The sequence below is a fragment of the Zobellia sp. OII3 genome (assembly GCF_002211465.1).
GTDB lineage: Bacteria > Bacteroidota > Bacteroidia > Flavobacteriales > Flavobacteriaceae > Zobellia > Zobellia galactanivorans.
This window is the reverse complement of record NZ_MWRZ01000002.1, coordinates 399,029-422,253: the sequence shown is the minus strand read 5'-3', so window position 1 is coordinate 422,253 and position 23,225 is coordinate 399,029. Positions and strand designations below refer to the sequence as shown.

At 37.8% G+C, this 23,225-nt stretch carries 22 protein-coding genes; 4 read left to right on the top strand and 18 right to left on the bottom strand.

Annotated elements, in window-relative coordinates:
* Positions 1–46 precede the first annotated feature (46 nt).
* The 8 genes from B4Q04_RS08965 to B4Q04_RS08925 all read right to left on the bottom strand — a co-directional run bounded on the left by B4Q04_RS08965 (position 47) and on the right by B4Q04_RS08925 (position 7,390).
* Positions 47–658, bottom strand: a complete 612-nt coding sequence (locus B4Q04_RS08965) for a hypothetical protein (RefSeq protein ID WP_013995538.1) — start codon at positions 656–658, stop codon at positions 47–49.
* A gap of 236 nt (positions 659–894) precedes the next feature.
* Positions 895–1,536 (bottom strand): hypothetical protein, encoded by a 642-nt coding sequence (locus tag B4Q04_RS08960; RefSeq protein WP_013995537.1) that lies wholly within the window; start codon positions 1,534–1,536, stop codon positions 895–897.
* Between the two features lie 561 nt (positions 1,537–2,097).
* On the bottom strand, positions 2,098–3,363 hold the full coding sequence (gene fabF, locus B4Q04_RS08955) for a beta-ketoacyl-ACP synthase II (protein ID WP_236630993.1): 1,266 nt from the start codon (positions 3,361–3,363) through the stop codon (positions 2,098–2,100).
* A gap of 33 nt (positions 3,364–3,396) precedes the next feature.
* Entirely contained in the window at positions 3,397–3,987 is a 591-nt protein-coding gene (locus B4Q04_RS08950) for a TetR/AcrR family transcriptional regulator (protein WP_013995535.1), read from the bottom strand.
* 360 nt (positions 3,988–4,347) lie between these two features.
* The gene (locus tag B4Q04_RS08945; protein WP_013995534.1) at positions 4,348–5,262 is read right to left on the bottom strand and encodes a glutaminase; all 915 of its coding nucleotides are present in this window, start codon (positions 5,260–5,262) and stop codon (positions 4,348–4,350) included.
* Positions 5,263–5,500: 238 nt separating this feature from the next.
* Positions 5,501–6,076, bottom strand: coding sequence for a hypothetical protein (locus B4Q04_RS08935; protein ID WP_013995533.1), 576 nt, complete (start codon positions 6,074–6,076; stop codon positions 5,501–5,503).
* Between the two features lie 75 nt (positions 6,077–6,151).
* A complete protein-coding gene (locus B4Q04_RS08930; RefSeq protein WP_236630992.1) occupies positions 6,152–6,898 on the bottom strand; it encodes a DUF6882 domain-containing protein in 747 nt (248 codons plus the stop codon).
* A gap of 48 nt (positions 6,899–6,946) precedes the next feature.
* Complete coding sequence (locus B4Q04_RS08925; protein ID WP_088696603.1) at positions 6,947–7,390, bottom strand: hypothetical protein; 444 nt, start codon at positions 7,388–7,390, stop codon at positions 6,947–6,949.
* A gap of 400 nt (positions 7,391–7,790) precedes the next feature.
* On the opposite strand from B4Q04_RS08925, the gene B4Q04_RS08920 reads away from it, so the two are divergent.
* Complete coding sequence (locus B4Q04_RS08920; RefSeq protein ID WP_088696602.1) at positions 7,791–10,457, top strand: PAS domain S-box protein; 2,667 nt, start codon at positions 7,791–7,793, stop codon at positions 10,455–10,457.
* A gap of 103 nt (positions 10,458–10,560) precedes the next feature.
* On the opposite strand, the gene B4Q04_RS08915 is transcribed toward B4Q04_RS08920, so the two are convergent.
* Positions 10,561–10,809, bottom strand: a complete 249-nt coding sequence (locus tag B4Q04_RS08915; RefSeq protein WP_123772350.1) for a hypothetical protein — start codon at positions 10,807–10,809, stop codon at positions 10,561–10,563.
* 319 nt (positions 10,810–11,128) lie between these two features.
* On the opposite strand from B4Q04_RS08915, the gene B4Q04_RS08910 reads away from it, so the two are divergent.
* From B4Q04_RS08910 to B4Q04_RS08900, 3 genes are all read left to right on the top strand, one after another.
* Positions 11,129–13,216 (top strand): toxin-antitoxin system YwqK family antitoxin, encoded by a 2,088-nt coding sequence (locus B4Q04_RS08910; protein ID WP_088696600.1) that lies wholly within the window; start codon positions 11,129–11,131, stop codon positions 13,214–13,216.
* Between the two features lie 474 nt (positions 13,217–13,690).
* Entirely contained in the window at positions 13,691–15,310 is a 1,620-nt protein-coding gene (gene agaA / locus B4Q04_RS08905; RefSeq protein WP_088696599.1) for a beta-agarase AgaA, read from the top strand.
* Positions 15,311–15,349: 39 nt separating this feature from the next.
* Positions 15,350–15,556 carry a hypothetical protein gene (locus B4Q04_RS08900; protein WP_088696598.1) on the top strand — a complete coding sequence of 69 codons (207 nt, stop codon included), beginning with the start codon at positions 15,350–15,352 and terminating at the stop codon, positions 15,554–15,556.
* Positions 15,557–15,646: 90 nt separating this feature from the next.
* Here the strand turns inward: B4Q04_RS08900 and B4Q04_RS08895 are convergent, their stop codons facing one another.
* The 9 genes from B4Q04_RS08895 to B4Q04_RS08855 form a co-directional block, all read right to left on the bottom strand.
* Positions 15,647–16,582: a toxin-antitoxin system YwqK family antitoxin gene (locus B4Q04_RS08895; RefSeq protein WP_088696597.1), complete on the bottom strand. Its 936-nt coding sequence runs from the start codon at positions 16,580–16,582 to the stop codon at positions 15,647–15,649.
* A 338-nt stretch (positions 16,583–16,920) separates the two neighbouring features.
* A complete protein-coding gene (locus tag B4Q04_RS08890) occupies positions 16,921–17,319 on the bottom strand; it encodes a hypothetical protein (RefSeq protein WP_088696596.1) in 399 nt (132 codons plus the stop codon).
* Between the two features lie 3 nt (positions 17,320–17,322).
* On the bottom strand, positions 17,323–17,970 hold the full coding sequence (locus tag B4Q04_RS08885; protein WP_088696595.1) for a hypothetical protein: 648 nt from the start codon (positions 17,968–17,970) through the stop codon (positions 17,323–17,325).
* Between the two features lie 238 nt (positions 17,971–18,208).
* The gene (locus B4Q04_RS08880) at positions 18,209–18,574 is read right to left on the bottom strand and encodes a hypothetical protein (protein ID WP_088696594.1); all 366 of its coding nucleotides are present in this window, start codon (positions 18,572–18,574) and stop codon (positions 18,209–18,211) included.
* A gap of 141 nt (positions 18,575–18,715) precedes the next feature.
* Positions 18,716–19,075 (bottom strand): hypothetical protein, encoded by a 360-nt coding sequence (locus tag B4Q04_RS08875; protein ID WP_088696593.1) that lies wholly within the window; start codon positions 19,073–19,075, stop codon positions 18,716–18,718.
* 272 nt (positions 19,076–19,347) lie between these two features.
* Positions 19,348–19,773, bottom strand: coding sequence for a hypothetical protein (locus B4Q04_RS08870; protein ID WP_088696592.1), 426 nt, complete (start codon positions 19,771–19,773; stop codon positions 19,348–19,350).
* A 360-nt stretch (positions 19,774–20,133) separates the two neighbouring features.
* The gene (locus tag B4Q04_RS08865; protein ID WP_161496056.1) at positions 20,134–21,861 is read right to left on the bottom strand and encodes a cellulase N-terminal Ig-like domain-containing protein; all 1,728 of its coding nucleotides are present in this window, start codon (positions 21,859–21,861) and stop codon (positions 20,134–20,136) included.
* A 102-nt stretch (positions 21,862–21,963) separates the two neighbouring features.
* Complete coding sequence (locus B4Q04_RS08860) at positions 21,964–22,371, bottom strand: nuclear transport factor 2 family protein (protein WP_088696590.1); 408 nt, start codon at positions 22,369–22,371, stop codon at positions 21,964–21,966.
* A gap of 229 nt (positions 22,372–22,600) precedes the next feature.
* Entirely contained in the window at positions 22,601–23,203 is a 603-nt protein-coding gene (locus B4Q04_RS08855) for a GNAT family N-acetyltransferase (protein ID WP_088696589.1), read from the bottom strand.
* Positions 23,204–23,225 lie beyond the last annotated feature (22 nt).

The window sequence follows — 23,225 nt, the reverse complement described above, 5'->3', positions numbered from 1 at the left end:
CGGTTTTTTAAATGGTACATTCGTGTTAGTTGGGAAGAAGGGCACATTAATCCCTAATCCTAACCAATAAGATGGCGTCTTTCTCGATTTCGTTGACTGCCTGTTCAAACATCTTTACTTCCGAACGCTGCTTTTCGAAAAGGCTTTCATTTAATTGATGCAAGTTGTCGGTATCGGCCTTGCGCAGGTCTTCGTCCGTTATATTCAGGTGTTTTAATTGCTCTGCGAGCTTCTTGGCGGTTTGGTAATTGATCAAAATAGGATGTTCGTCCCGTGTCCTAAATTTTTGCCGGGCCTCTTCGGTCAAACTATTCGTTATGTGTATTCCTTTTTGCTTTAGAAAATTTTGAAGGTCATCGAACATTAAAAAGGCTCGATCGTTCAATGCGCCGACCAAGCTTGTTTTCGATTTTAAGAAGTCTTTATAATTATCGACAACAACTTCTTCTTTAACCGTCCAAAACAATTTCTTCTTCTTTTTTGTAACTACCTTGTATTCGGCAGCTTCTACAAGCTCGTTCAGGTAGGAAGCCTGCAGAAGCCTAAACTCGGCCGAAGGGTCGGCTGCCTTATCGGGTTTGTCGGTGGCGGACTTTGGTCGGGCGTACTTTTTTGCTTCGTAGTTTTGCGCAAACTTTCCTGATGTTCTTCTAATCATAACAAAGGGCGTTTCTATCGTAAATTATATTTTTTTTTGGAAATCACCATCGCTATACCCTAGGTTTTTCAACTGGAAAAAAGGAACTTACGTAAAACCACCCCTCGAATCCGATTGATGTGATAAGTGGGGTGCGTACCATGGCGGGCGTATCTTCCACCTTGCCCCTCCTTCGAAATGGGTGCGGGACGCTCGCTCCAGCTGAAGACTTGATTTACCTTTGCTAGCTATGCTTGTTATTCCCGTAGTTTATTTTTAATACTTTCTGAAATGTCTTTTAACTTATATATGGGTAGCATTTCGCTTTTGTGTTCGGAGTATGTATTGGAGACTTTTTCAACATCTATAAAACCAATGATTTTGGCAAAATCGTATTCGCCAAGTGCCGTCTCTGCAATTCTAATGATAGAAGATTTAAAAGAATCATCATTGATAAATTTGTCATCGGTTACGTAGAACATGGTTTCCAAATAATAGCCATTTTCACCACTTAGATTTTCTGTATAGGTAAAAAAGACATCTTTTTCGGTAAGTTCAAAATCGTCAAGCCTGTAGTTAAACTTAGAAATATCCCGAGCTTGTATAAAGGGTATGATTTTCCAGTTTTCTATCGTATGAGCGCTATTTACCAGGTCGATTACAGCATCAAATTGTTCTACATTCCCTTCAGCCGTTATTAATAGTTCATATGGTTTTTCTCCCCCCATTCTAAACCAAATGTTTTCATTGTATACGTGCAATTTTTCTTCAAAAACATTCATTGCTTCATCAATTTCGCCTTGATGTAGTGAATTCAAATTGGCCAAAGTATACTCGTATTTCGCTTTGTTGCTATTGAACCAATTCCAAAATTGAGATGATCTGTTATCTATATTCATTGCGTTTTTTTAATGATGGCCAACTGTTACATACCATTGGGGTTGATATCGTTTCCCCTTATAGCGATTAACATAATAAATCCCTGATGTTTAGATGATGCGTGGATCTAGGGAAGATATTCCCTGCTCTTCGGACAAGTCCTTTCAAGGGACGGTATGGGGTTTACCAGGTTTTTATAAGGGATTGGGGTAACACGTTTTTAATTTTTTAGGTATTCTTTTTATGGTTTCGTCAGGTTATTGCTTATGATCCCAAAGAACGAATTTGTAGAAAGGATTATTGCACCAATAAGGACTAAATAAGACAAAGCGGATATAGGTTGGTTTGCTTTGTTATTGAGGGACATATAAGGCCAGGCATCCGTTAGGGAACTATGACTTTATATACCGTGTGACCAACCAATAGATGGGTGTCGATGCGACACAGCCTACAAGGACTAAGATGGGAAATTACCTATATTGGAGTTCGGTGTATTGGCCTAGGAAGCATCCCCCACCCTAGGGGCGCCCTTTAGTGCCTTGCACTGAGCCTGCCGAAGTGGGGGGCATTTTTATGTATGGTTAGCCAACATATTTTTTTAGTATAAGGGCGGCACAATGTCCTCCAAATCCAAAACTGTTGCTCAGGGCGTAATTAATATCTTTAGAGGTCTTTTTACCGAGGGATAAATTCAGTTTTTTTGATATTTTTTCATCTACTTCGGTGGTGTTTATCGTTGGGGGAATCATAGCTGTTTTTACCGATAAACAAGTTGATATCGCTTCTATGGCACCTGTTCCCCCTAATAAATGTCCTGTCATGGATTTAGTCGCACTAATTTGGATTCTATCTAGATTCGAATCAAATAGCTTTTCGATCGCTTTAATTTCAGACAAGTCTCCTAAGCCTGTAGATGTGGCGTGCGCATTTATATAATCAATTTCTTTGGGCGTAATATTCGCTTCGCTTATTCCGTTTTGCATGGCTAAATACCCTCCAAGTCCTTCAGGGTGTGTGCCGGTAATATGATAGGCATCTGAACTTTCCCCGCCTCCGACAACTTCGGCGTAAATTTTGGCATTTCTCCTTATCGCGGAATCCAAGCTCTCTATGATTAAAGCTCCAGCTCCTTCACCAACAACAAAGCCATCTCTCTTTTTATCAAATGGTTTTGAGGCGGAACTATAGTCTTCATTATTCGTAGACATGGCTTTCATTGCATTGAACCCCCCAATTGAAGCTTCTGTAATTGGAGCTTCCGAGCCACCTGCGATAATGATATCCGCCTTTTCTAATCGGATATAGTTAAAAGCTTGAATTATACTTTGAGTTGATGAAGCACAGGCCGTTACCGGACAATAGTTTACACCTCTTAATCCGTTATTGATTGAAATGGTTCCCGATAAACCATTGGAAATTATTTTGGTTATAAAAAAAGGATTAAAACGAGGGTTGAAATGGTTATTGGTATAATCGATTATTTCCTTTTCAAAAGTTTCAAAGCCACCGATTCCACTTGAGAATATCACACCAATTCTATTCGTGTCCAATTTTGAAAATTCCAGTTCAGCATCTTTGATAGCCTCTTCTGACGCGATTAGTCCGTATTGACTAAACCTATCGAGTTTTCTTGCTTCCTTGCGGTCAAAATAGTCCAAAGCATCATAATCCTTTATTTCACAAGCAAATTGGGTTTTGAATTTGTTCGCATCAAAACGCGTTATCTTGTTCGCCCCTGAAACCCCTTTCAATAAATTATCCCAATACTCCTTTACGTTTTTGCCAATCGGCGTAATTGCTCCCAATCCTGTTACTACTACTCTTTTCATAATTGTCTTTTTTTTCATATACCGTAAGGTATATAGTGGGTTAAATTTTTTTTACTCTTGTTTTAATTGAAGAATTTCTGTTTCTAGATAGGCTATATTGTTTAATAAAATTTCTGGTTTGTTCAGTGTTTTGGCCAGTAAGATGCTACCCTCGATCATAGAAATCATTCGGTAGGAAAATTGGTTGACGTCTATTTCTTTAAGTTCCTTACTATTGACCCCGTCTTCTAAAATTGAAGTGACCTTGTGGTGCCAATTGTGAATGGTTTTTACGACTTCCTTATTCAATAGATCATTTCCATCATCTGAATCTACAGCCGTATTCAATATGGCACAGCCACCGTTTTTAAAAATGGGTTTAAAGGATGTTTTGTAATGGTTCAAGAAAGCGATTAATTTATCTATCGCCTTGTTTTCCTTTTCAATTTTATCTAGTATTTGTCTCGTCTGAAATTTATAATTGTACCGAAAAGCCTCTAGTGCAACCTCGTTTTTATCTTTAAAATTACCGTAAATACTACCCTTTGTTAACCCGGTAGCCTTGGTTAAATCGGACAAATACGTTCCTGTATATCCCTTTTTATTGAATATGGAAGCGGTTTTCTCAATGATTAATTGCCTGGTTTTTTCCGATCGTATCATATTGCTAATATACTCTACGGTATATGGATAAGCAAATTTTTATGGGGTTTGATTCGCTTCTTCATTCTTTGCCGACGCGTTTTTTGTCTCCATTGGCCAATAATCGGATAGGACCATTGATGGCTTGGTTCCGGGAGAACATCCCCAGCCCTGCGGGTAGGAATTGATAGCACAAGCATACTGCTCGAGCTAGAGAGGGTTGAAAATCAACGCTTGTAATTTTTTCCTTTTTCCGGTCCCATAAATGTTTGAGGAGGCCTTACTTGTACACGTATCGAAAGGGGTATATGCCGTTTTTTTATAGGAAATCAAGGTTGCTTACCTACCCTTGGTTTTACCTCTTGGTATGGCTTCGGTCTCTTAAAATATTGATAATTCGGTTTCTGTTGTAAACTCTTCAAGGAATCTCACTCCTTTATATGAATTCCCCTTTTCGTTTAATTTGGGACTCCAAACGGCTATGGCATATTGTTTTGGGTGCACCGCTACAATTCCTCCACCAACACCGCTTTTGCCCGGAAGTCCTACCTTGAAAGCAAATTCCCCAGATTCATCATAGAAGCCGCAGGTTTGCATTAGGGCATTTATCCTTTTGGTTTGGCTTCTTGTAAGTATTTGTTGCTTATCGCCTAAAGTAAAGCCGTCATTGGCTAAAAACAAGAATAGATTCGAAAGGTCTTCGCAACTCATTTCGAGTGAACAAAGGTTAAAATAGAAGTCAAGAACTTCTGAGGGATTGTTTTCAATGTTCCCGAACGACTTTATTAAATTACATAAGGCGGCATTGCGGTAGCCTACATTTTTTTCGGAAGTCGCTATTCTTTCGGAATAACGAATCTCCTTACTGTTTGAAAGTTTTTTTACAAAGTTCAAAAAATCTTCCTTGGGATATCTTAAATTACTTATGAGTATGTCTGCAATGACAAGAGCTCCAGCGTTGATAAATGGGTTTCTAGGGATTCCATTTTCGACTTCAAGTTGGATAAGGGAATTAAAAGCGGTTCCGGAGGGCTCCACCTTTACCCTATTCCATAGTTCTTCGCCCAATAGACGATATGCCATAATTAACGAAAGCACCTTGACGATACTTTGTATAGAAAATTTATCGGAACTATTTCCTACGCCAAAATTTAAATGGTCTATGGTTGAAATATGCACCCCGAAAAAATCGGGATTTACATTTCCTAATTCAGGGATATACGATGCTAAATTTCCCTTATCATCAATACCCTTTACTTTGTCGTATACATTTTGAACTACTTTTTTTATATCCACATTTCTGTTATTAATGGTGCCAAGGGATGAGCTCTTAACGATGGGTGACAAACCTCCTCTTGCTCTCCGCCACGCACATGGTGAAATTCTTTTCCTTTTTTTCGGCCTGCGCTTGCCCCTTCAAAGCCTTGCACTGAGCCTGCCGAAGTGGGGTAATTTATTGAGGCCATTTACATATGCTCCCATACATGGGATGCTCACGTAAGTCGTGCAATAGCTAAGCGTTAACAAAGGGCGCTTATCGGTTTATACTTTTCTCCATATCATCTATTTTTTTATTCAACCGTTCAAAATCAGGTTCTATAAAAGGAAGGGCAAATAGATTTACGGAGAACATTTTATTCTTTTTGTGAAATAATATAAAGTAACCAAATTTGCGATTATCCGAAAAAACTTCATACGTCACATAATTTGTTGAATTTATGGTAATGTTTTCGACTTTAGTGTAATCTAATTCCTTAGAATCTAATAATTCTACGGTTTGGTCCATTACAAAACCCATAAATAGATTTTCTTCTACATCTAGAGGAAAGGCTGTGGTTTTATTATATAATCCTAAGACACTTTTATTTGCTATTTGTTCTTGTTGTAACTCGTAAGTAATTATTCCATCATCTTCAACAAACTTTTTAAAATCGGATTTGACCTCTGTAAAATATTGGTCAATTTGTTCTTCGGAGTATAGATCGCTTAAGTGTATGACTTGATCCCAATCTTTTTCGGTAGTTGGTATTTCTTTCTTTTCCGCATTGCAAGAAATCAGAAACAGGACCGCAAAAATCAGCGGGTATATGCTCAGTATATGTTTTTTCAATGTATGTAGACCTATGATGATATCGAGGGACAGACCAAAGGAAGGTGTATCTGATACCTGTTGTTCCTAATTATTTTATATTTTCCCTTTCAAGGACTTCAGCCGGTTCAATTCGTCAAATTCCGCTACAACGACTTTACCATTTCTCAATCCTTCAACCTTATCTTCTGAAATAACCAATTGAAAGTCTCGGTCGATCAGATAATTCATGAAAGCATTTTTATGGTTTAATTCTACTCCACTTATTAATTGTGGGAAACAAGTCATTATTTTTTCAAAGTGGTTTTTGTCAATGCCGGGTATTTTATCGTCATCTATGGTTACAACGAGGGTTCCTTGCCCGTAATTGGCACAGTAATAGCTTTTAGAGCCAAACAAGCCACAAACCATCATTCCTATTTTGTGTTCAAAACCTTCCTCCACATTAAAATGAGGATCGGTCAATTCTTCAATATGCTTCTCTTCCCCTATGGCTTTCAGTTGGTTGGATTGAATTAACAGGTTTTCAGGCATTCCACTTTGCGTATTCGCCCAGGCCCACATCCAAGAGTTGTCATTAAAAGATAGTGAGCCTATTATTTGAATAGGAAACTCTAAGGAATCGAATATGATTTTTCCCTCTCCCATATCAAGCTCCCAAGCTTTTGAACCGATTACATCCCCGAAAATCATTTGTTTTTCAAAGGAAAGTCCAGCATTTTGTTCAACAGCTTCCTTAAAACTGTTGTAATCGGTTTTTTCAATTACTTTGAATGTGGAAGAATCAATTTCAGGTTTCCCTTTCTGTTTCTTTCCTCCAAAGAGGTTATCTAATATTCCCATAGCGAAAGCTTTTGTTTGTAGGTTTAATTAACCCGAGGTTCTTTGAATTTATTGTTCCATTATCAAGCTCTCTATTAAATATTTTCGTTTAAGCTCAGGTAAATTCATGAAATTTTCAAATGTCAAAGTTAGGTAATCGTTAATTCCTGTTTTTTTATCAGAATCGATAGTGAAAACTTTTGAGCGACATTTTGGACAATAGATATCTTGAGTGAAATAGGAATCAGGATTTTTCCTGTCTGCAACAAGTCCGATTAACCTTTGAATAGTAGGACCAATTTTTAGTGTTTTATCTTTTTCATCCGCTTCGGATATTATTTCTCCAATAAGCTTCCAGGCTTCACTTTTTAAACCACAAAAATATTTAATTTCCATACCGTCGTTTGAACTATAAATATATTCCCCATAGCTGAAATTCGATAATAACGGGGCGTCAAATTTATGTCCGCAAGTAGGTTGGGTGCAATTCGCCTCAAATGTAGCTATATTCATTTTTTACGCTTTGCGTGAAGTCCATTTGCATAAAATCATTTCGAAATTCCTGCGGGAATTTAATAATAATTACGGAACGGCCTATGATGATATTCGGCACCCACGATAATATTTGATCAGGACAATGTATTTACCGGTGTGCAGATTTGACGGAATCGATTACCGTAGGCTTAAGAAAACCCAAAAGCCCCATGTTCGTAAATACGTCTATTCGATCTACTACCCCATACAATGTCAAGACTATTGGGTTATATAAAAAAAACAGTTTATTATTACGATAATTCGTTTAAATGTTGTAAGATTTTTTTTATTAGGTAAAAACAGCTACTCAAGCCAACTATTCTATTCTACATCACTAATTTTCATTACCTTAAATAAAATTTCTATAAAATTAGAATCATTGGGTGTAGCTAAAAACGATTCGAAGTCACAGAAAGAGTATCAGAAAATGTTCATTGACCAGGCTTCTACCGCAATGGCTATGGTCGATAATGACATGCGCTACATTGCAGCATCTCGATCATGGATAAAAGATTATGGCCTGGAAGGAATTGAAATAATAGGCCGTTCGCACTATGAAATTTTTCCTGAAATAGGTGATGATTGGAAAGCTATGCACAAGAGATGCCTAAACGGAGCTACGGATATTTGTGAAGAAACGGCTTTTAAGCGTAAAAATGGTTCCATACAATGGATCTATTGGGATGTTCGCCCTTGGTTTATATCAGAGGACAAAATTGGCGGAATTTTAATGCATACTGGCGATATTACACGTCGAAAGGAAAAAGAGCTGGAAAAAGCCAGAATTGATGACATATTTGAAAAAACAAATGAAATTGCGAGAATAGGGGCTTGGGAGTTGAATCTTATAACAAAAGTGGTGTATTGGAATAAAATAACTCGTGAAATACACGAGGTTTCAGAAGACTTTATCCCCGTTTTTGATAATGGAATTAACTTTTTCAAAGAAGGAGAAAGTAGGGATAAATTACTAAATGCGTTTGATAATGCTGAGGCTGACGGCACTCATTTTAATTTAGAATTAGAAATTATTACAGCCAAAGGTAATGTCTGTTGGACTAGGGTGGTTGGAAGGGCAGAATACTCGAATGGAAAACCATCTAGGCTTTTTGGAATAATACAAGACATTGATAAAACAAAATTTGCCGAACAACAATTAAATAAGGCCCATTCTGAATTGCAGGCTATATTCGATTCTAAATCGATTATGATCGTATCAACGGATAAGAAGGGTGTTATTAAACGTTTTAACCAGGGTGCCGAGGCTTTATTGGGGTATTCTGCGGCTGAAATGGTAGGAAAAGAAAAGCCTAGATTATATATTGGCGAGGAAGAAATAATAAAATTTAGAAATGACATAGCAGAACTTAACGGAAGAGACCCGGCCACCTTTGATCATTATGTAAATTTTCATAAAATAGAGTTAAACGACACTCGTGAATGGACGTATTATAAAAAAGATGGTTCGCCGGTTTACGTCATCTCTACAATAACGGGTATAAAAAATCGCGACAATGAAAATGAAGGGTTTATTGCAATCTCAAAAGATATTTCTGAAATAAAGTACGTTGAGAATGAATTACTGAAAAAAAATCAGCTTTTGAATTTTGCGGAACAGATTTCAATGATGGCCAGTTGGAAATGGGATACAGTTGCCGATAAGGTGAAATGGTCACAAAATTTCTATAAAATTTTAGAGCTTGACGAAGACATATCCGACCTTAATTTTGACTCGTATTATAGGTTTGTCCATCCTAAGGATATAAAAATTGTCGATCAACATTTTGAGAACGTAGAAAACGACAAAAAGTGGGAGAGCTTTACGCATCGTATAATAACAACCTCGGGCAAGGTCAAAACAATTCAACTTTTTGGGGAAGTTTTTACAAACGAAAAAGGCCAGATTATAGAAATGATCGGCACTTGCCAAGATGTTACTGAAATTAAAATGGAGGAAAGGAAGTTCAGAGGGCTTCTAGAATCTGCTCCTGACGCCATGGTTATCGTAAATGATAAAGGAGTTATACAGTTGATCAATAAACAATCGGAAAAATTATTTGGATATACACCAGAAGAGTTAGTTAATAAACCGGTAGAAATCTTAATACCCGCTAGATTTTATCATAAACATTCCAACCACCGAAATCGTTTTTTCCATTCCCCGATATCACGAGAAATGGGCGATGGCAGAGAGTTGTTCGCATTAAAAAAAAATGGGAAAGAAGTACCCATTCAAATAAGTTTGAGTCCTCTTCACACAGAAGAGGGTTTGTTGGTTTCCGCTGCTATACGTGATATTACTAAACAGAAATTAGCCGAACAAAAAATTAATGACGCAAAAAATAATTTAGAACTCGTAGCTCAAACGCTGTCCGCACAAAACAAGCAGCTTGCAGATTTCACCCATATAACCTCTCATAATTTAAGGGCCCCAGTGGCCAACCTTAATGCCTTACTTCAAATATATGATCAGTCGGAAAATGAAGTAGACCGTATTGATATATTTAGCAAGTTTAAAATAGTTGTTCAACATCTGACCTTAACGCTTAATACCTTGGTCGATGCATTAAAAACAAAGATCAGTGATTCAGGGGAAGACCTTGAAGAGATCAATTTGGCCGATGTGCTATTAGATACCAAAGAAATTCTTAGTGGGGCAATATTAAAGTCCGGTGTCATCATCAAGAGCGACTTTTCCAAGGTTTCTACCATTCCCTATAATAGAATTTACATGGAAAGCATTTTCCTCAATTTGGTCGGAAATGCGATCAAATATAAATCGGAAGACCGCTTACCGGAAATACGTATTACCACAGAGATTGAAAACGAAAAAACCATACTTAAGTTCCATGACAATGGACTCGGTATTGATTTAGAGCAACACGGGCATAAATTGTTTGGATTGAATAAGGTTTTTCACAGACATCCTGATGCAAAAGGTGTAGGTTTATTTTTGACAAGAACGCAGATTGAAGCCATGGGCGGCGTTATCTCTGCATCTAGCAAGGTTAATGTAGGAACGACGTTCACAATACATTTCAAATAGTTTTGGCCCTAACACCATAAATGTGCAAGTTGAAAATAACGGCGAATTGACTTTATTTGGATCTCTGGTGGCGTTGCTCCCTTAATGGGGCCTCGGATTTTAGTTAAAACAAGGCTTGGCATTGATTTTCCGTGATGCCCAATAGTTTGGCAAGGGCAGGTTCGGTTTTAAGGGGTACTTGTATAGGTGTCATCTTCATCAACATGGGGACGGGGTTCATTTTCCCTGAAAATATTTTAAACAAATTACCGTTTATAGCCTCATAAAGTAATCCTTGTTTTTTTTTGTAAATGTTATATCCGTTCTGTGCCCATATCCCCAATAGTGCGTAGCTAAGCTTGAATTGAAGCATAGGCCTTATGGGATTCGGGGTGAACATATTTTTTTCCACTAAAATTTAAGGGTTGGTTTAGGCTAGTAAATTAATTATAAGATTAAAAGAAAAATCCTATTTCACATATTGCCATCAAGTTTAGTAAAAACATAAATTGCCAAGGGGGCGACACTTGCCCTAATGGGGCGAATAATTTCTCGATTCCACCCGCTTTTTTAGCTTTGGAAAAGGGAACCAAGCCTACCTATCCCCCCTACCCGTCTTTACCGTGTCCCCTATCTATTAACGCCTAAATTTGCTATGTGCGGTGCCATTTCCGCCTAATTAAAATAAAATCATGAACACAAAATACTACACCCTTTGCCTTTTAGTTTTTACCCTATTCTTTCAAACCGAAATAAACGCCCAAAATGACACCATTTATTACGATCACAATTGGGGCGAAACCACAAAATCAAATGCCAGTTTTTACAGGCCCTTGCCGTTAAAGCAAGACGGGAATAAATATTTGGTAAAAGACTATTATATCGATGGCACCCTGCAATTTGAGGGATGGGAGCTAAGGATGGACGCTACGGAAGCGGCACCTTTGGGCGCCAATACTTATTACGACGGTACCGTAGTGTGGTATTATCCCAATGGTCATAAAAAAACAACGATTACCTATAAAAATAAGAAAGAGAACGGAGCGATCACCTCTTATTATGAAAATGGTGCCGTAAAAAGTGATGCCGAAGTTTTGGATGGCGAATGGCAATCCTCCAAATCCTATGACAAGGAAGGTAAATTACTGACCACATTGCACTATAAAGATGGCAGGGCAAACGAAGGGATTAGTAAATGTTTTATACAGTATAAAGAGGGGCGTATAATAGCAGAGCAATTGTATTATGAAAACACTAAAATACTGGCCTATGAACGTATTTGCCCCGATAAGGGTTGTTATGATGAAAACACAGAGATCTTTTACGACAAATCCGGAAGGGTAATCCAAAAAAACAACTGTATGGATGAAAAAGTTTTGGATGGCGCGGCCATAAGCTTTTTCAAAGGAAATCGGTGTGGATACGTAAAAGGTATAAAATCCATTACAAAAATTGAACATGGGGGATTTAACGGCCCCTATACGAGGTATGACAATAATGGCGACGTAATTTATTCCGGCATCTACAAAGATAACGAACCTTACGAAGGTACTTTTGAGACGGAAGATGAGGATAACCTGACCTATATCACAACCTATACCAAGGGGACCAAAAATGGAAAGGAAACGGTATGGAACAAGGGAAAGAAAATTGCCGAAGGATTTTATAAAGAAGGCCTAAAACAGGACGGGACTTTTGTTGAAAAAAGACAATTTACCGGTTGGTCTAAAATCCCCATTATTGTGAATTTAAAGGATGGCAAGGAAGAAGGCCAACAAAGATTCTACAATGTAGCCAGGGATATGACCATAGGGTATTACCATGCAAAAGCGGGAATAAAAGAAGGGGCCTATGCCGCTTTTTATTATGACGGGGAAGTACTTGCAGAGGCAACCTATAAAGACGGAAAACCATTTGAAGGTATAGTCTTGTTCAATGATGAATACCGTGCTTATAAAAATGGGGTACGGATTAGGGAAAATGTAGTGGTAGACAGTGAAGAACAAGAGCGCTTACAAGCCTTTTCAAAAGGTTCCGATACGGTGGAAGGCGGGTATAACATGGGCGGTTTTGAAATGGCAAGTTCCATAGTCTTTTTAGACACCCACCAGTTTTTCTTCTCACTAAGTGTGGGCAGTATGGACCTGGTTATGTACGGAGCCTATCATTTAAAAAAGGGATCCTTGAAACTACAAGTGCCCAAAGAACAAAAGCAGGCCTTTGCAGTGTATGGCAGAAAGGACGATACCCTAAAAGACACCATTCGCATTCAGTATTATAATTACGATTCTCCAAGTAAACCCTTACTGCAATTGAACAAGCAATGGTATGCCTTGGACGATGATCCCCAGCAAGCAATGGAAAATTATTCGCATAGTTATGAAACTTTTCAAGTAGATGTAAAGAAACCCACCTCCTTAAAATTAGGTATCAAAACCAAGGATGGTCAGTCCAAAATACTGCATAGCATACTTGAAGCTGAAACCCTTCACGCATATAACGATTTTATCATTGCCTATAATGTAACTAGCGATGAGATCAGGAAATTTGAAAACGCAGAATTTACTTTCAAAGGAGAAAACTTAATCGTTGATGGTCAGGAAAAAAAGAAACGTCTCCTTAGCCCCGAAGATAAAGAAGATGTGTTGGACTATATTATAGAGAACAGGGGCTTTCCTGCTGCCATAAAGAACAATACCTATAAAAAAATAAAGCTGAAGGATAAAACCGTTGACAAAACAATAAAAAAGTACACCAACCTCATTAAAATCGAAGAATAGGTTTCGTGTATAGTTCGCTCTATGTTCATTCCCCAATAAGTAGGATAGCCTTTATACATATCTCGGTTAATTGATGCTACTTTTCCAAACATGTCCATCGGTCTATGATAAGCTATGGATTCATATTTTCTTTCCTTATTGTAATATTCAAAATACTCGGCCAATAGCAGGGACATTTCCAGTCCTTCATTTGGCGGGTTCGGATACCTTCCCATATTTGACACTTCTCTACAGGCGTCTATGAAGCCCTAGCCTATTAGGGTGTAGTATTGATAAAATAGCTTCAAAAGCCTACTGTATTAATAGGATTATTCTTTACTAATATTGTAGGAAAATTTAACACAAAAAACATCTTTGTTCAGTTTTTGTCGAGTTGGTAAAACCTAGAAAACAGACACGGCATTGTATATTTGGCGATGATTCATCTGTTTGTTTGTTGAATACATTTTTATTAACCCCTAAAATTACATTATCATGAAAAAAAATTATCTTTTACTGTATTTTATTTTTCTTTTGTGTGGCTCTATCGCTGCACAGGACTGGAACGGAATTCCTGTACCTGCCAATCCCGGAAATGGTATGACTTGGCAATTACAGGATAATGTTTCGGATAGTTTTAATTACACAAGTAGTGAAGGAAATAGGCCTACTGCCTTTACTAGTAAATGGAAACCTTCCTATATCAATGGATGGACTGGTCCTGGATCAACAATTTTTAATGCGCCGCAGGCATGGACCAATGGTTCTCAATTGGCAATTCAGGCACAACCAGCAGGGAATGGAAAATCTTACAACGGAATTATCACCTCCAAAAATAAGATCCAGTACCCGGTGTATATGGAAATTAAGGCCAAGATAATGGACCAGGTACTAGCAAATGCTTTCTGGACCTTGACTGACGACGAGACTCAGGAAATTGATATTATGGAAGGCTATGGCAGTGATCGGGGGGGGACTTGGTTCGCCCAAAGAATGCATTTGAGCCACCATACATTTATTCGTAACCCCTTTACGGATTATCAGCCTATGGGAGACGCTACATGGTATTACAACGGAGGTACACCATGGCGTTCAGCATATCACCGTTATGGATGTTATTGGAAAGATCCATTTACATTGGAATATTATATTGACGGGGTAAAGGTTAGAACGGTCACAAGAGCCGAAATTGATCCTAATAATCATCTCGGCGGAACAGGGTTGAATCAGGCAACAAATATTATTATTGATTGTGAAAATCAAACAGATTGGAGGCCTGCGGCTACTCAAGAAGAACTGGCCGATGATAGCAAAAATATCTTCTGGGTCGATTGGATACGTGTGTACAAGCCTGTTGCGGTAAGTGGAGGTGGAAACAACGGTAACGACGGTGCCACTGAATTTCAATATGATTTAGGAACGGACACCTCGGCAGTATGGCCAGGGTATACACGGGTTTCCAACACCACTAGGGCTGGTAATTTTGGATGGGCGAACACCAATGACATCGGATCAAGAGATCGTGGGGCTTCTAACGGAAGGAACAATATAAACCGTGATATTAATTTTAGTTCACAAACTAGGTTCTTCACTCAAGACCTATCCAATGGCACTTATAACGTATTGATCACTTTTGGGGACACCTATGCCCGAAAAAATATGAACGTCGCGGCCGAAGGGCAAAATAAATTAACAAACATAAACACCAATGCCGGGCAATATGTTAGTAGGTCGTTTGACGTAAATGTCAACGACGGAAAACTAGATTTGCGATTTTCAGTTGGTAATGGCGGGGATGTGTGGTCCATTACAAGAATCTGGATTAGAAAAGTTACGAGCAACAGCGCTAATTTGTTAGCGGCAAAAGGATTAACATTGGAAGATCCTGTGGAAACTACGGAATTTTTATATCCTAACCCCGCAAAAACAGATGATTTTGTGACTGTTCCCAATAGTGAAATTGGAAGTAGTATAATCATCTATAATAGTGCAGGTCAAGTAGTGAAAAAAGTAAGTGTGGTTTCCGAAAATCAGAAAATATCACTAGAAGGATTTGCTAAAGGAATGTACTTTATCAATTCGAATGGTCAGAGTACAAAACTTATTGTCCAATAAACACAATAACAATTTCAATTAAACGACAAAGGCGCTCTGATGATACAGAAAGGCCTTTGTCGTTTTTTAAGTTACTTCAGGAACCAAGATAAATTTTTAGGTGGCGCTTCGGAAAAACCGGGTCGCTTTGAAGGTTTCCCTGTTTTGGGGGCATTTGGTTCCTTGAAAAGAACCGAAAAGGTCCTGCGCCAACTGTTCTTCGCTCTTCTGGGCTGCCCAACGACCAACGTGCAAAGACCGGCCTAAAAACAAAAAGCCCCTTCAAGGGGCTTATATGAATTCGTTTTTTGGCTTATCAATGGCTTGAGCAATGGTTACTTTTGTTGGCAAATGTTATTATTCTCTATTTTCAATTCTATCAAGCTTACCATTTTTTAAATAATATTTCCATTCACCAATTTTATTTCCTTTTTCATAAAAACCTACTGCTTTAATTTTTCTATTACTAGGGTAGTAGTATATACCTTTTCCTATCTTTTGCCCATTTTCATTATATTTACCCTCAAAGTAGCTCTCAATTTCCTCATCATAGAATTTCCATTCTCCTATTTTTTTTCCTTTTTTGAATTGTCCATATTCCACTATTTCTCCATTCTGTGAGAATGATTTATACTCTCCAGACTTTTTTCCATTTTCATAATTAGTTATTGACCAAAGTTCACCTGTTATATAATAAGTTTCCCATTTACCTATTTTTTCTCCGTTACTGTATTTGCCAATGTTTTTTAACTGTGATTCATTAAAACCGTAATATGATTTCCATTCTCCAATTTCCTTACCTTCTTTAAACGTTCCGATTAATTCTAATTCCCCATTGTAATCGTACCATTTCCATTCTCCAATTTCCTTTGAGTTTTCAATACTTCCAATAACTTCTAATTGCCCATTACTGTGATAAGATTTCCATTCTCCAAACCATATTCCATCTTTGTATTGTCTAATTTCTTTTAGTTGACCCGACGAATAAAAAGAATTCCACTCACCATTTTCTTTTCCGTTTTTAAACTCTCCTATAGTTTCTAATTGACCATTGTAGTGATAAGACTTCCATTCACCATTTTTTTCTCCATTGAGATATTCAATTGTTTTATCTAATTGACCATTATCATAATATAGATTCCAAATACCAGTCTTTTTGTTATCTTTATATTTCCCAATTTCTTTTAGTTTTCCATTTTCGTGGTATTTTTTTTCTGTTTGGCTACAAGCTGTAGTTAGAATAAATATTGTTATTAGAAATATGATTTTTTTATATCTGTTTTTGAAATTCATTTTTTAATTTTTGCTAACCAATCGGATATAATTATTAATGCTATCCTACGTATAGCACTAGCGAACCTATATGTTTTTTCTAAACCTCTAATTTAACACCTTTACGAATACCTGCCTTACAGATTTACGTAAGGTTTTTAAGAAAGTTTTTGACAAGTCCTTTGTAAGGGTGGGTATGTGAAATGGTCCTGCGCCAACAGTTCTTCACTCTTTTGGGCTGCCCAACGACCACAGAGCAAAGACCTGCCTAAGAACAAAAAGTCGCTGAAAAGGGCTTAAAGAAGGTGTTTTTTTCGCTGTTCAAGGACTTGCGGAACGCTTACCATTATTGTGTATAGTTAATCTTTTAGTTCTTTTATTTTCTTTCTAAAATCTTTTTTGGTCATGTCCACTTTTCTGAAAGTTATAAAATAAATATCGTCAACTCCGGCTCTTATTAAAATCTTTAAACGGTCATTGTTGATTTTAAAGCTATATTGGAGTATTTCATATTTTTCATTCTCTTCTTTAAGATTCGTAGGTTTCATATTTGCTTCATACATATACAATATAATCTCTTTAGATTCTGGGTTATATTCAGCATAATCGTTTTCGGTAAATAGGTCTATATATGCCTCAATGTCTATAGCTGTAGCTAGTACTGTCTTCGTTTTTTCGTATTTCCAATAGGTGTTTTGAGATAAAACAGATTGAGAAATAAGCATAAAGCAGATTATAAAAAATACGTTTGTTTTCATATTTTAAAAAAATTGAGGTTTAATTCCATAATAAACAGTGAGTAACCCAAACCTCCCACCTTTTGGTGTTCCATTATAATCTTTTGGTCTATAGGATCTGGCATTTTTGCATAGACATTCATTTTCTATACTAAGCCTAATAACTTTATTTTCTACATCCCAATAATATACATTTCCTTGGTAAGTGTTTTCTTCGTAATAAGTTGGTTTCCCGTATTTTTCAGTTAGTATTGTTTTAAGATTGATTACTTGATCATTATTAAAAGTATCTAATTCTCTGACTTCTATTGGGTGCGTGTTTCCAACAGTTGCAGTAAATATTTTTAATTCATCATTCTTGTTTGTTAAGAACGCAGGTTCTTTTAAAGGGATTTTATTGTAGAAAACATTTGGTATAGCATTTTCTTTTTCCCAATCAATTGTATAATATGATTTATACATTGTAGTGATTGTAGAGTCTATGCTTTCACCATATAATCCAACGTCCCAATTCTGAAAATCATTCTTTTTAATAAAATCAATGCTTTTACTCATCAACAATTTTTCTATTGAAGAGTTTTCTTCTTTCGTGATTTCTATTTGTTGACTAAAAACAGAATTGCAGGAAGTCATGAAGTGGAATAGAATGAAGTATGCTAGTATTTTTTTCATAATTATGTGAAAGTCTCGGTTAGGGCTAGTGGCAAGGATTTACAGAAGGATGCGAGAACAAGCGATTACTTATAGCCATTGTGCTTGTTGCACAACCATAAATTCCATCAATACCTACTTGTTAGGTCATTTTTTTTTATAAAATATAACTATCTAATGTATTGGTTTTTAATTATTTATAATGATTCAAAAACTATCAATTTATTCCTGATGACGGGTTGTGCAACGGTTACTAGTATTATCGTTTTTTTGTTTTCTTTTTACCTTCATAAAGATTCCCTATAACTTCAAATTTTTCTGATTCGAATCCTGCAGTTGGGAATGCTTTTTCCTTTCCAATAGTCCAAGGCCATAAAGGATTGGTTTTGTTTTCTTTTGAGTGAGTATCGTAAAAGAATTGCAATACAGATTGAGCACAGTCAATTTGCTTGAAAATACTTTCTTTAAAATATTCTTTATAGAACTCAGTTCGGTTTATTGATTTTTGATGAATGATATTATGTCTATTCTTTTCGAGAGATTTCAGGTTGCTCCAAAATTTTTGAGATTCAATTTTTGAAGTTGAATATATATCAGTTAGAATATTAGAGAGTTTATCACTCATTGATACCCATCTTTCAATTGCTACTTTATCATAAATCTCAGTTATGCCCTTGTTTTTAACTTTAGCTTCATATTTGTAGTCATCTGGTATACTAAGATTTACAAAAGATTCAATTGCCGTATATGCGAATACAATAGAAATTTAAATTAATTCAATGTAATCTGCAGCAACTATGGATTTTTCCTGTAAAAACTTCTTCTTATCCATACCGGTCTGAACCAAAGAATGATTGGTATTTTTCGGATTTATCTTTTCATCATATAATTCTTTAGCTAATTTTCTGTATCGCTGACTAATAGAAAGAAGCATTCCTACGTTATTTGGAGCAAAAAATTCGAATGGATTTTTAGGGAAACTAATTTCATCCATTTCTTGGGAAACCATTGAACCAGTTTCTTTTCCGTTCTCCAGTTTTCGGTGCCAGATTGGTTTATTAATTCTTTCGTCAAATATTTCATATTGACTTGGATTAATACAATATACCAAACTGTTTTTCTTCATGACTATGTTTAATTAACGATAACAATCGGATATAGTTATTGATGCTATCCTACTTATAGCACTCGCGCAACTATATCTTTTTTCTAAACCTCTAATTTAGCATCTTTACGAATACTTGCCTTACGGATTTACGTAAGGTTTTTAAGAAGTTTTTGACAAGTTCTTCGTAAGGGGGCGTAGGGTCTGTGTTTCGAGGCTTCTTGTACTTGCTGTAAACCGCTTCGTTTTTGTGCAATGTCGGCACATGGTTTAAGCCCTGTTTACTGGGTAAATTAGGTGCTTTTCTTTTTGAAGCTTACTTTTAGCACGGTATACTGTTCGTGAAATAAGAATATAGACACCAGAAGAAAAGGTAGCCCGGACCAGAAGGCCCATTTATGAAAATCCGTATGAGGTAGACTGGGATATGCCAAGTATCTAAATGAAAGGTAGAGTAAAAGCACACCTATAATTCCAATTGCATTTTTGGCAATGGTCTTTTTAATTACGAGACTTAACACGATAAGTAACTTGCCTAAAATAGCGGTTATTGTAGCCATCAGTAAGATATGGGAAAAAGCATCCGAAAACTTATTACCCATGGAAAACCCCCTGCCTATAGAGAAAAACTCGATGATGAACATTATGGAAATAAGGCTTTTATGAATTAGAAGAATTAAGGAATGTAAGGCTATGGTCCAAATTTTGAGTTTTTTCATACGCGGTTAAAGAGCAATTAGAGTAGGCTTTTTAGATCGGTGCTTAAGGTGTTGGTTATCGTATTCCCTTGGTATTCGGTGTGGACCACATATTTGATAATGATTAGATATCCCCATGAATGCCTCCTACTCACAGCGACTAATATAAGAAATTCCTCACCTTTGAATGGTTTGTTGGCCTGGAAAGGACATCCCCTACCCTGGGCGCGCCCTTCAAAGCCTAGTACTGAGCCTTCCGCAGCGGAAATTTATTGCAAGGCATTTTTATTTACGCGGAGCGAACAGCAGGCTTGTGCCGGTTGGGTCGGTGTGTCTGCACTGTCGATTTCCACGCCATCGCATACGGAACTATTTCAGGACTTATTTTTTCTGGTAATAATACAAACGAGTGAGTCCGCTAATCCAGCCGGCAGGGTGGTGAATTCCGCCTTCATCGCCGAAAACCGTAGGTAGATCGGTTTCTTTTTTAGGTTTGCTAAGTTTGAACTGACCATCGGCCTCAAAGCCGTTGGTTATGGTGCCGGTCATGGCATCCCAATCCGATTTGGAACGGTTTCCTATTCCAACGATCATACTTGCCGAAAAGTCTTCCGTATTTTCATGGAAGCCTGAGTGAAGTCCCGATATCCACTGTAAATTACCAAGGGCGATTTCAATAAACCTATCGTCGTGATATAGGTTATAAAACTCCATGGCGAGGCCTGCGGCATAGCCGAAAATTTTATTATGTCCGTGGTACCATCCACTCCAGTTCAATAATCCCTCGTTTTTGTAGTATCCGGCGGGTAGTATTTTAAAAGGATTTTGATGGGTGGCCGGCAGAAAGTAGTTAAAAGCGAAACTATCGACACAGGCTTTCCAACTCACCGCATTCGGGTGATCGCCCCATAGATCCATCATCTCTATTAACGGAATCAAGTAATGGGGAAAGTGTCCGCCTTGGTTATAGGCCTTATAATTGGCATTCCATGCACCGCAGTGTATATCGGCTTTTTCGGTAAAATCATAAGAGTCGTAGGTGTAGAAATGACCGTAAAGGCCATCTTCGGCCCGGTCTTTCGGTACTTGTCTTTTTATGATTTTTGAAGCATAGTCAACGGCTTTGTTTTTATACTCCAATTCTCCGCACTTGTATAGTTCGAGCGAGGCCCACATCATCATAACCAAATCCCTGGTCATCCATTCCTTGGGCGGTCTTTTCATGCCGTAAGGCGCGCCGTGGGTGATGGCGAAATTATCGGTATTGTCCCAATGAAGCACGGGGCCATACTCTGAAATCCATTGATATGATTTTAGGGAGCGGGCTTTATATGCATTGGCAAGCGAAGGGTTTTCAGCCCGTATCAAACGCGATATTTTGGCCATTATCATGGCCGTTTTAGCCACATTTCCGGTCACGACCTTTAAATTCTCCCGGGCTTCATGAATGACGGCACCTTCCTTGAAGCCCAGTTCTTGCGCCTTGTCTTGACACAGGGCAACGTAATTCGCCCCCACTATCAATTGTTCGTGTATTTCCGATTTGTGCGCCTGAGATAGGTTCTCTTTGTCCAATTCCAATAGGTCACATAAGGCGTTTAACATAATGATATGGCTGCTTACCTCTTGTAAGGGACTGCCACAATCTTTCCATCCCCCTTCAGGTTGATAGCTCAGGCTATCGCGTATATGTAAGTGCGATAGTGCGGTTGCATACCAAGTTTCGTCCCAGAGCCGTTTTTTGCCTATGGTAATGGGTAATTCCTTTTTACTTTGGAATATAGGTTTGTTATGGTCCCTAATTTCCAAAACATAGGCGCCGGCCGTTTTACAATCTGAAAAATCGACTTTCCACCAGAATTTATTCCACTTTTTGGTAGATTTCCCAATCTTACCTTTAAGTATCTTTTTGTGGTCTGAGGCCCTTCTTAATATAAAAGTGGCATCGGCACTCAAAAATGTAGAATCGGTATTTTGAATCATGGCATGTTTGGGCATATGGTTATCGTATCCTACCTGCGAATAGGTCAATAAGGTGTAATCGTATGGCTTTTGGGAAAAACCGAAAAACGATATCAGTAAAAAAAGGAGGCTAAGTATGTACTTCATCTTCAATTTGTATTCGGGCATTATGCCCTTATAGGTTGTTGTTCTTTGGCCCGAAATAGTACGGTCTTGTAATTGGGGCCTATTATGGGACGGGACTGTAAATTACATTTCGGCGTCGGCCAATTTCTTGGTATCGACATACTGCTGAAAGGCGGTAATCTTTCCTTCATCGTTAAGTGTCCATAAATGTGCGGCCTGGGCATTATAACTTTTTCCGGTAGCCTTTACCTTGGCATTGTACCTTAGGGTAGCTAAGACCATGTTATCGCTCATGCCATGGACTTTTACGTCTTGTACGCCAAAGTGCTCGTGCTTGGCTCCAAGGCGTTCAAATACGCCTTCTAAGATCGAATCTGGACCTATGTAGGGGTTTCCGTCCGCAAGTGGATTGCTCTCGGCTTCCTTCCATTCGATTTTTGCGTGCATCAAGCCCAGAACAATGGGCATATCGCCGGTAGCAAAAGCCTTGTACAAGGTGTCAATGGTTTGAATGTTCTGTTTTGTTCCCATGATTTTGGTTTTAGTTGGTCTTAATTTTAAGATAAGTGAGCTTGAACAATGAAAGTCAACAATAAAAAATGGGTATCGGTACTATATAGTTATAGGCGCTAAAGCAATACATCCCCTAAAGAAAACTGGCCAAGGGGTATCTCTTTTAGCGGATGCACTATGGATTCTAAATTTCGGCATTCGATTCCACTACTTTCTTCCCATAAGGATGGTATACGGTACGGTGTACCTATATGTTCAACTTGCTTTTTAATTGCGATTTTCCATTTTCATCCCATTCGTTTTTTAGAATGCTCAATAAAACGGAGTCGGTTCGTCCTATTCCGTTCGTTGCCGGAAAAATTCCCCGCATGATGCCTTCTTTTTTACAGCCTACGCTTTCCATTGCCGCAATACTTATTTTATTTTCGATATAGGCTCCTAGCCCTATTCTTTCAGCTCCCATTTTCTCAAAGGCAAATTCAAACAACAGATATTTGCAATGTTTGTTTAGACCCGTTCCCCTGAACGCTTTTCCGTACCAAGTATAGCCTAACCGGATGGCTTTCAGACTAGGGGTTATTTCACAATATCTGGTGCTTCCGGCAAATTGATTCTTGATTTTGTCAAAAACGATAAATGGATACTCCTTCCCTATCTTTCGGTTGTTAATGGCCGATTGGATGTATTGGGTCAGGTTTTCAATTCCGTCGCCTTTTACGAAAGAGTATTTCCAGATATCGGCTTCGTTGGCGATTTCAATTAAGTCGTTGACGTGCTCGATCTTAAGGGGACTTAATTTGACAAAGTCGTCTTCTAAAATGTAGTTGTCCTTACAGTCGAAATTTAGCATTTGCTTTATTTTTATTCATTGT

Bases quoted from the DNA above. Each gene is read 5' to 3' on its own strand.
- B4Q04_RS08965 (WP_013995538.1), bottom strand. From the start codon at position 658: ATGATTAGAAGAACATCAGGAAAGTTTGCGCAAAACTACGAAGCAAAA.
- B4Q04_RS08960 (WP_013995537.1), bottom strand. From the start codon at position 1,536: ATGAATATAGATAACAGATCATCTCAATTTTGGAATTGGTTCAATAGC.
- fabF (WP_236630993.1), bottom strand. From the start codon at position 3,363: ATGAAAAAAAAGACAATTATGAAAAGAGTAGTAGTAACAGGATTGGGA.
- B4Q04_RS08950 (WP_013995535.1), bottom strand. From the start codon at position 3,987: ATGATACGATCGGAAAAAACCAGGCAATTAATCATTGAGAAAACCGCT.
- B4Q04_RS08930 (WP_236630992.1), bottom strand. From the start codon at position 6,898: ATGGGAATATTAGATAACCTCTTTGGAGGAAAGAAACAGAAAGGGAAA.
- B4Q04_RS08925 (WP_088696603.1), bottom strand. From the start codon at position 7,390: ATGAATATAGCTACATTTGAGGCGAATTGCACCCAACCTACTTGCGGA.
- B4Q04_RS08915 (WP_123772350.1), bottom strand. From the start codon at position 10,809: ATGCTTCAATTCAAGCTTAGCTACGCACTATTGGGGATATGGGCACAG.
- B4Q04_RS08910 (WP_088696600.1), top strand. From the start codon at position 11,129: ATGAACACAAAATACTACACCCTTTGCCTTTTAGTTTTTACCCTATTC.
- agaA (WP_088696599.1), top strand. From the start codon at position 13,691: ATGAAAAAAAATTATCTTTTACTGTATTTTATTTTTCTTTTGTGTGGC.
- B4Q04_RS08900 (WP_088696598.1), top strand. From the start codon at position 15,350: ATGATACAGAAAGGCCTTTGTCGTTTTTTAAGTTACTTCAGGAACCAA.
- B4Q04_RS08895 (WP_088696597.1), bottom strand. From the start codon at position 16,582: ATGAATTTCAAAAACAGATATAAAAAAATCATATTTCTAATAACAATA.
- B4Q04_RS08890 (WP_088696596.1), bottom strand. From the start codon at position 17,319: ATGAAAACAAACGTATTTTTTATAATCTGCTTTATGCTTATTTCTCAA.
- B4Q04_RS08885 (WP_088696595.1), bottom strand. From the start codon at position 17,970: ATGAAAAAAATACTAGCATACTTCATTCTATTCCACTTCATGACTTCC.
- B4Q04_RS08880 (WP_088696594.1), bottom strand. From the start codon at position 18,574: ATGAGTGATAAACTCTCTAATATTCTAACTGATATATATTCAACTTCA.
- B4Q04_RS08875 (WP_088696593.1), bottom strand. From the start codon at position 19,075: ATGAAGAAAAACAGTTTGGTATATTGTATTAATCCAAGTCAATATGAA.
- B4Q04_RS08870 (WP_088696592.1), bottom strand. From the start codon at position 19,773: ATGAAAAAACTCAAAATTTGGACCATAGCCTTACATTCCTTAATTCTT.
- B4Q04_RS08865 (WP_161496056.1), bottom strand. From the start codon at position 21,861: ATGAAGTACATACTTAGCCTCCTTTTTTTACTGATATCGTTTTTCGGT.
- B4Q04_RS08860 (WP_088696590.1), bottom strand. From the start codon at position 22,371: ATGGGAACAAAACAGAACATTCAAACCATTGACACCTTGTACAAGGCT.
- B4Q04_RS08855 (WP_088696589.1), bottom strand. From the start codon at position 23,203: ATGCTAAATTTCGACTGTAAGGACAACTACATTTTAGAAGACGACTTT.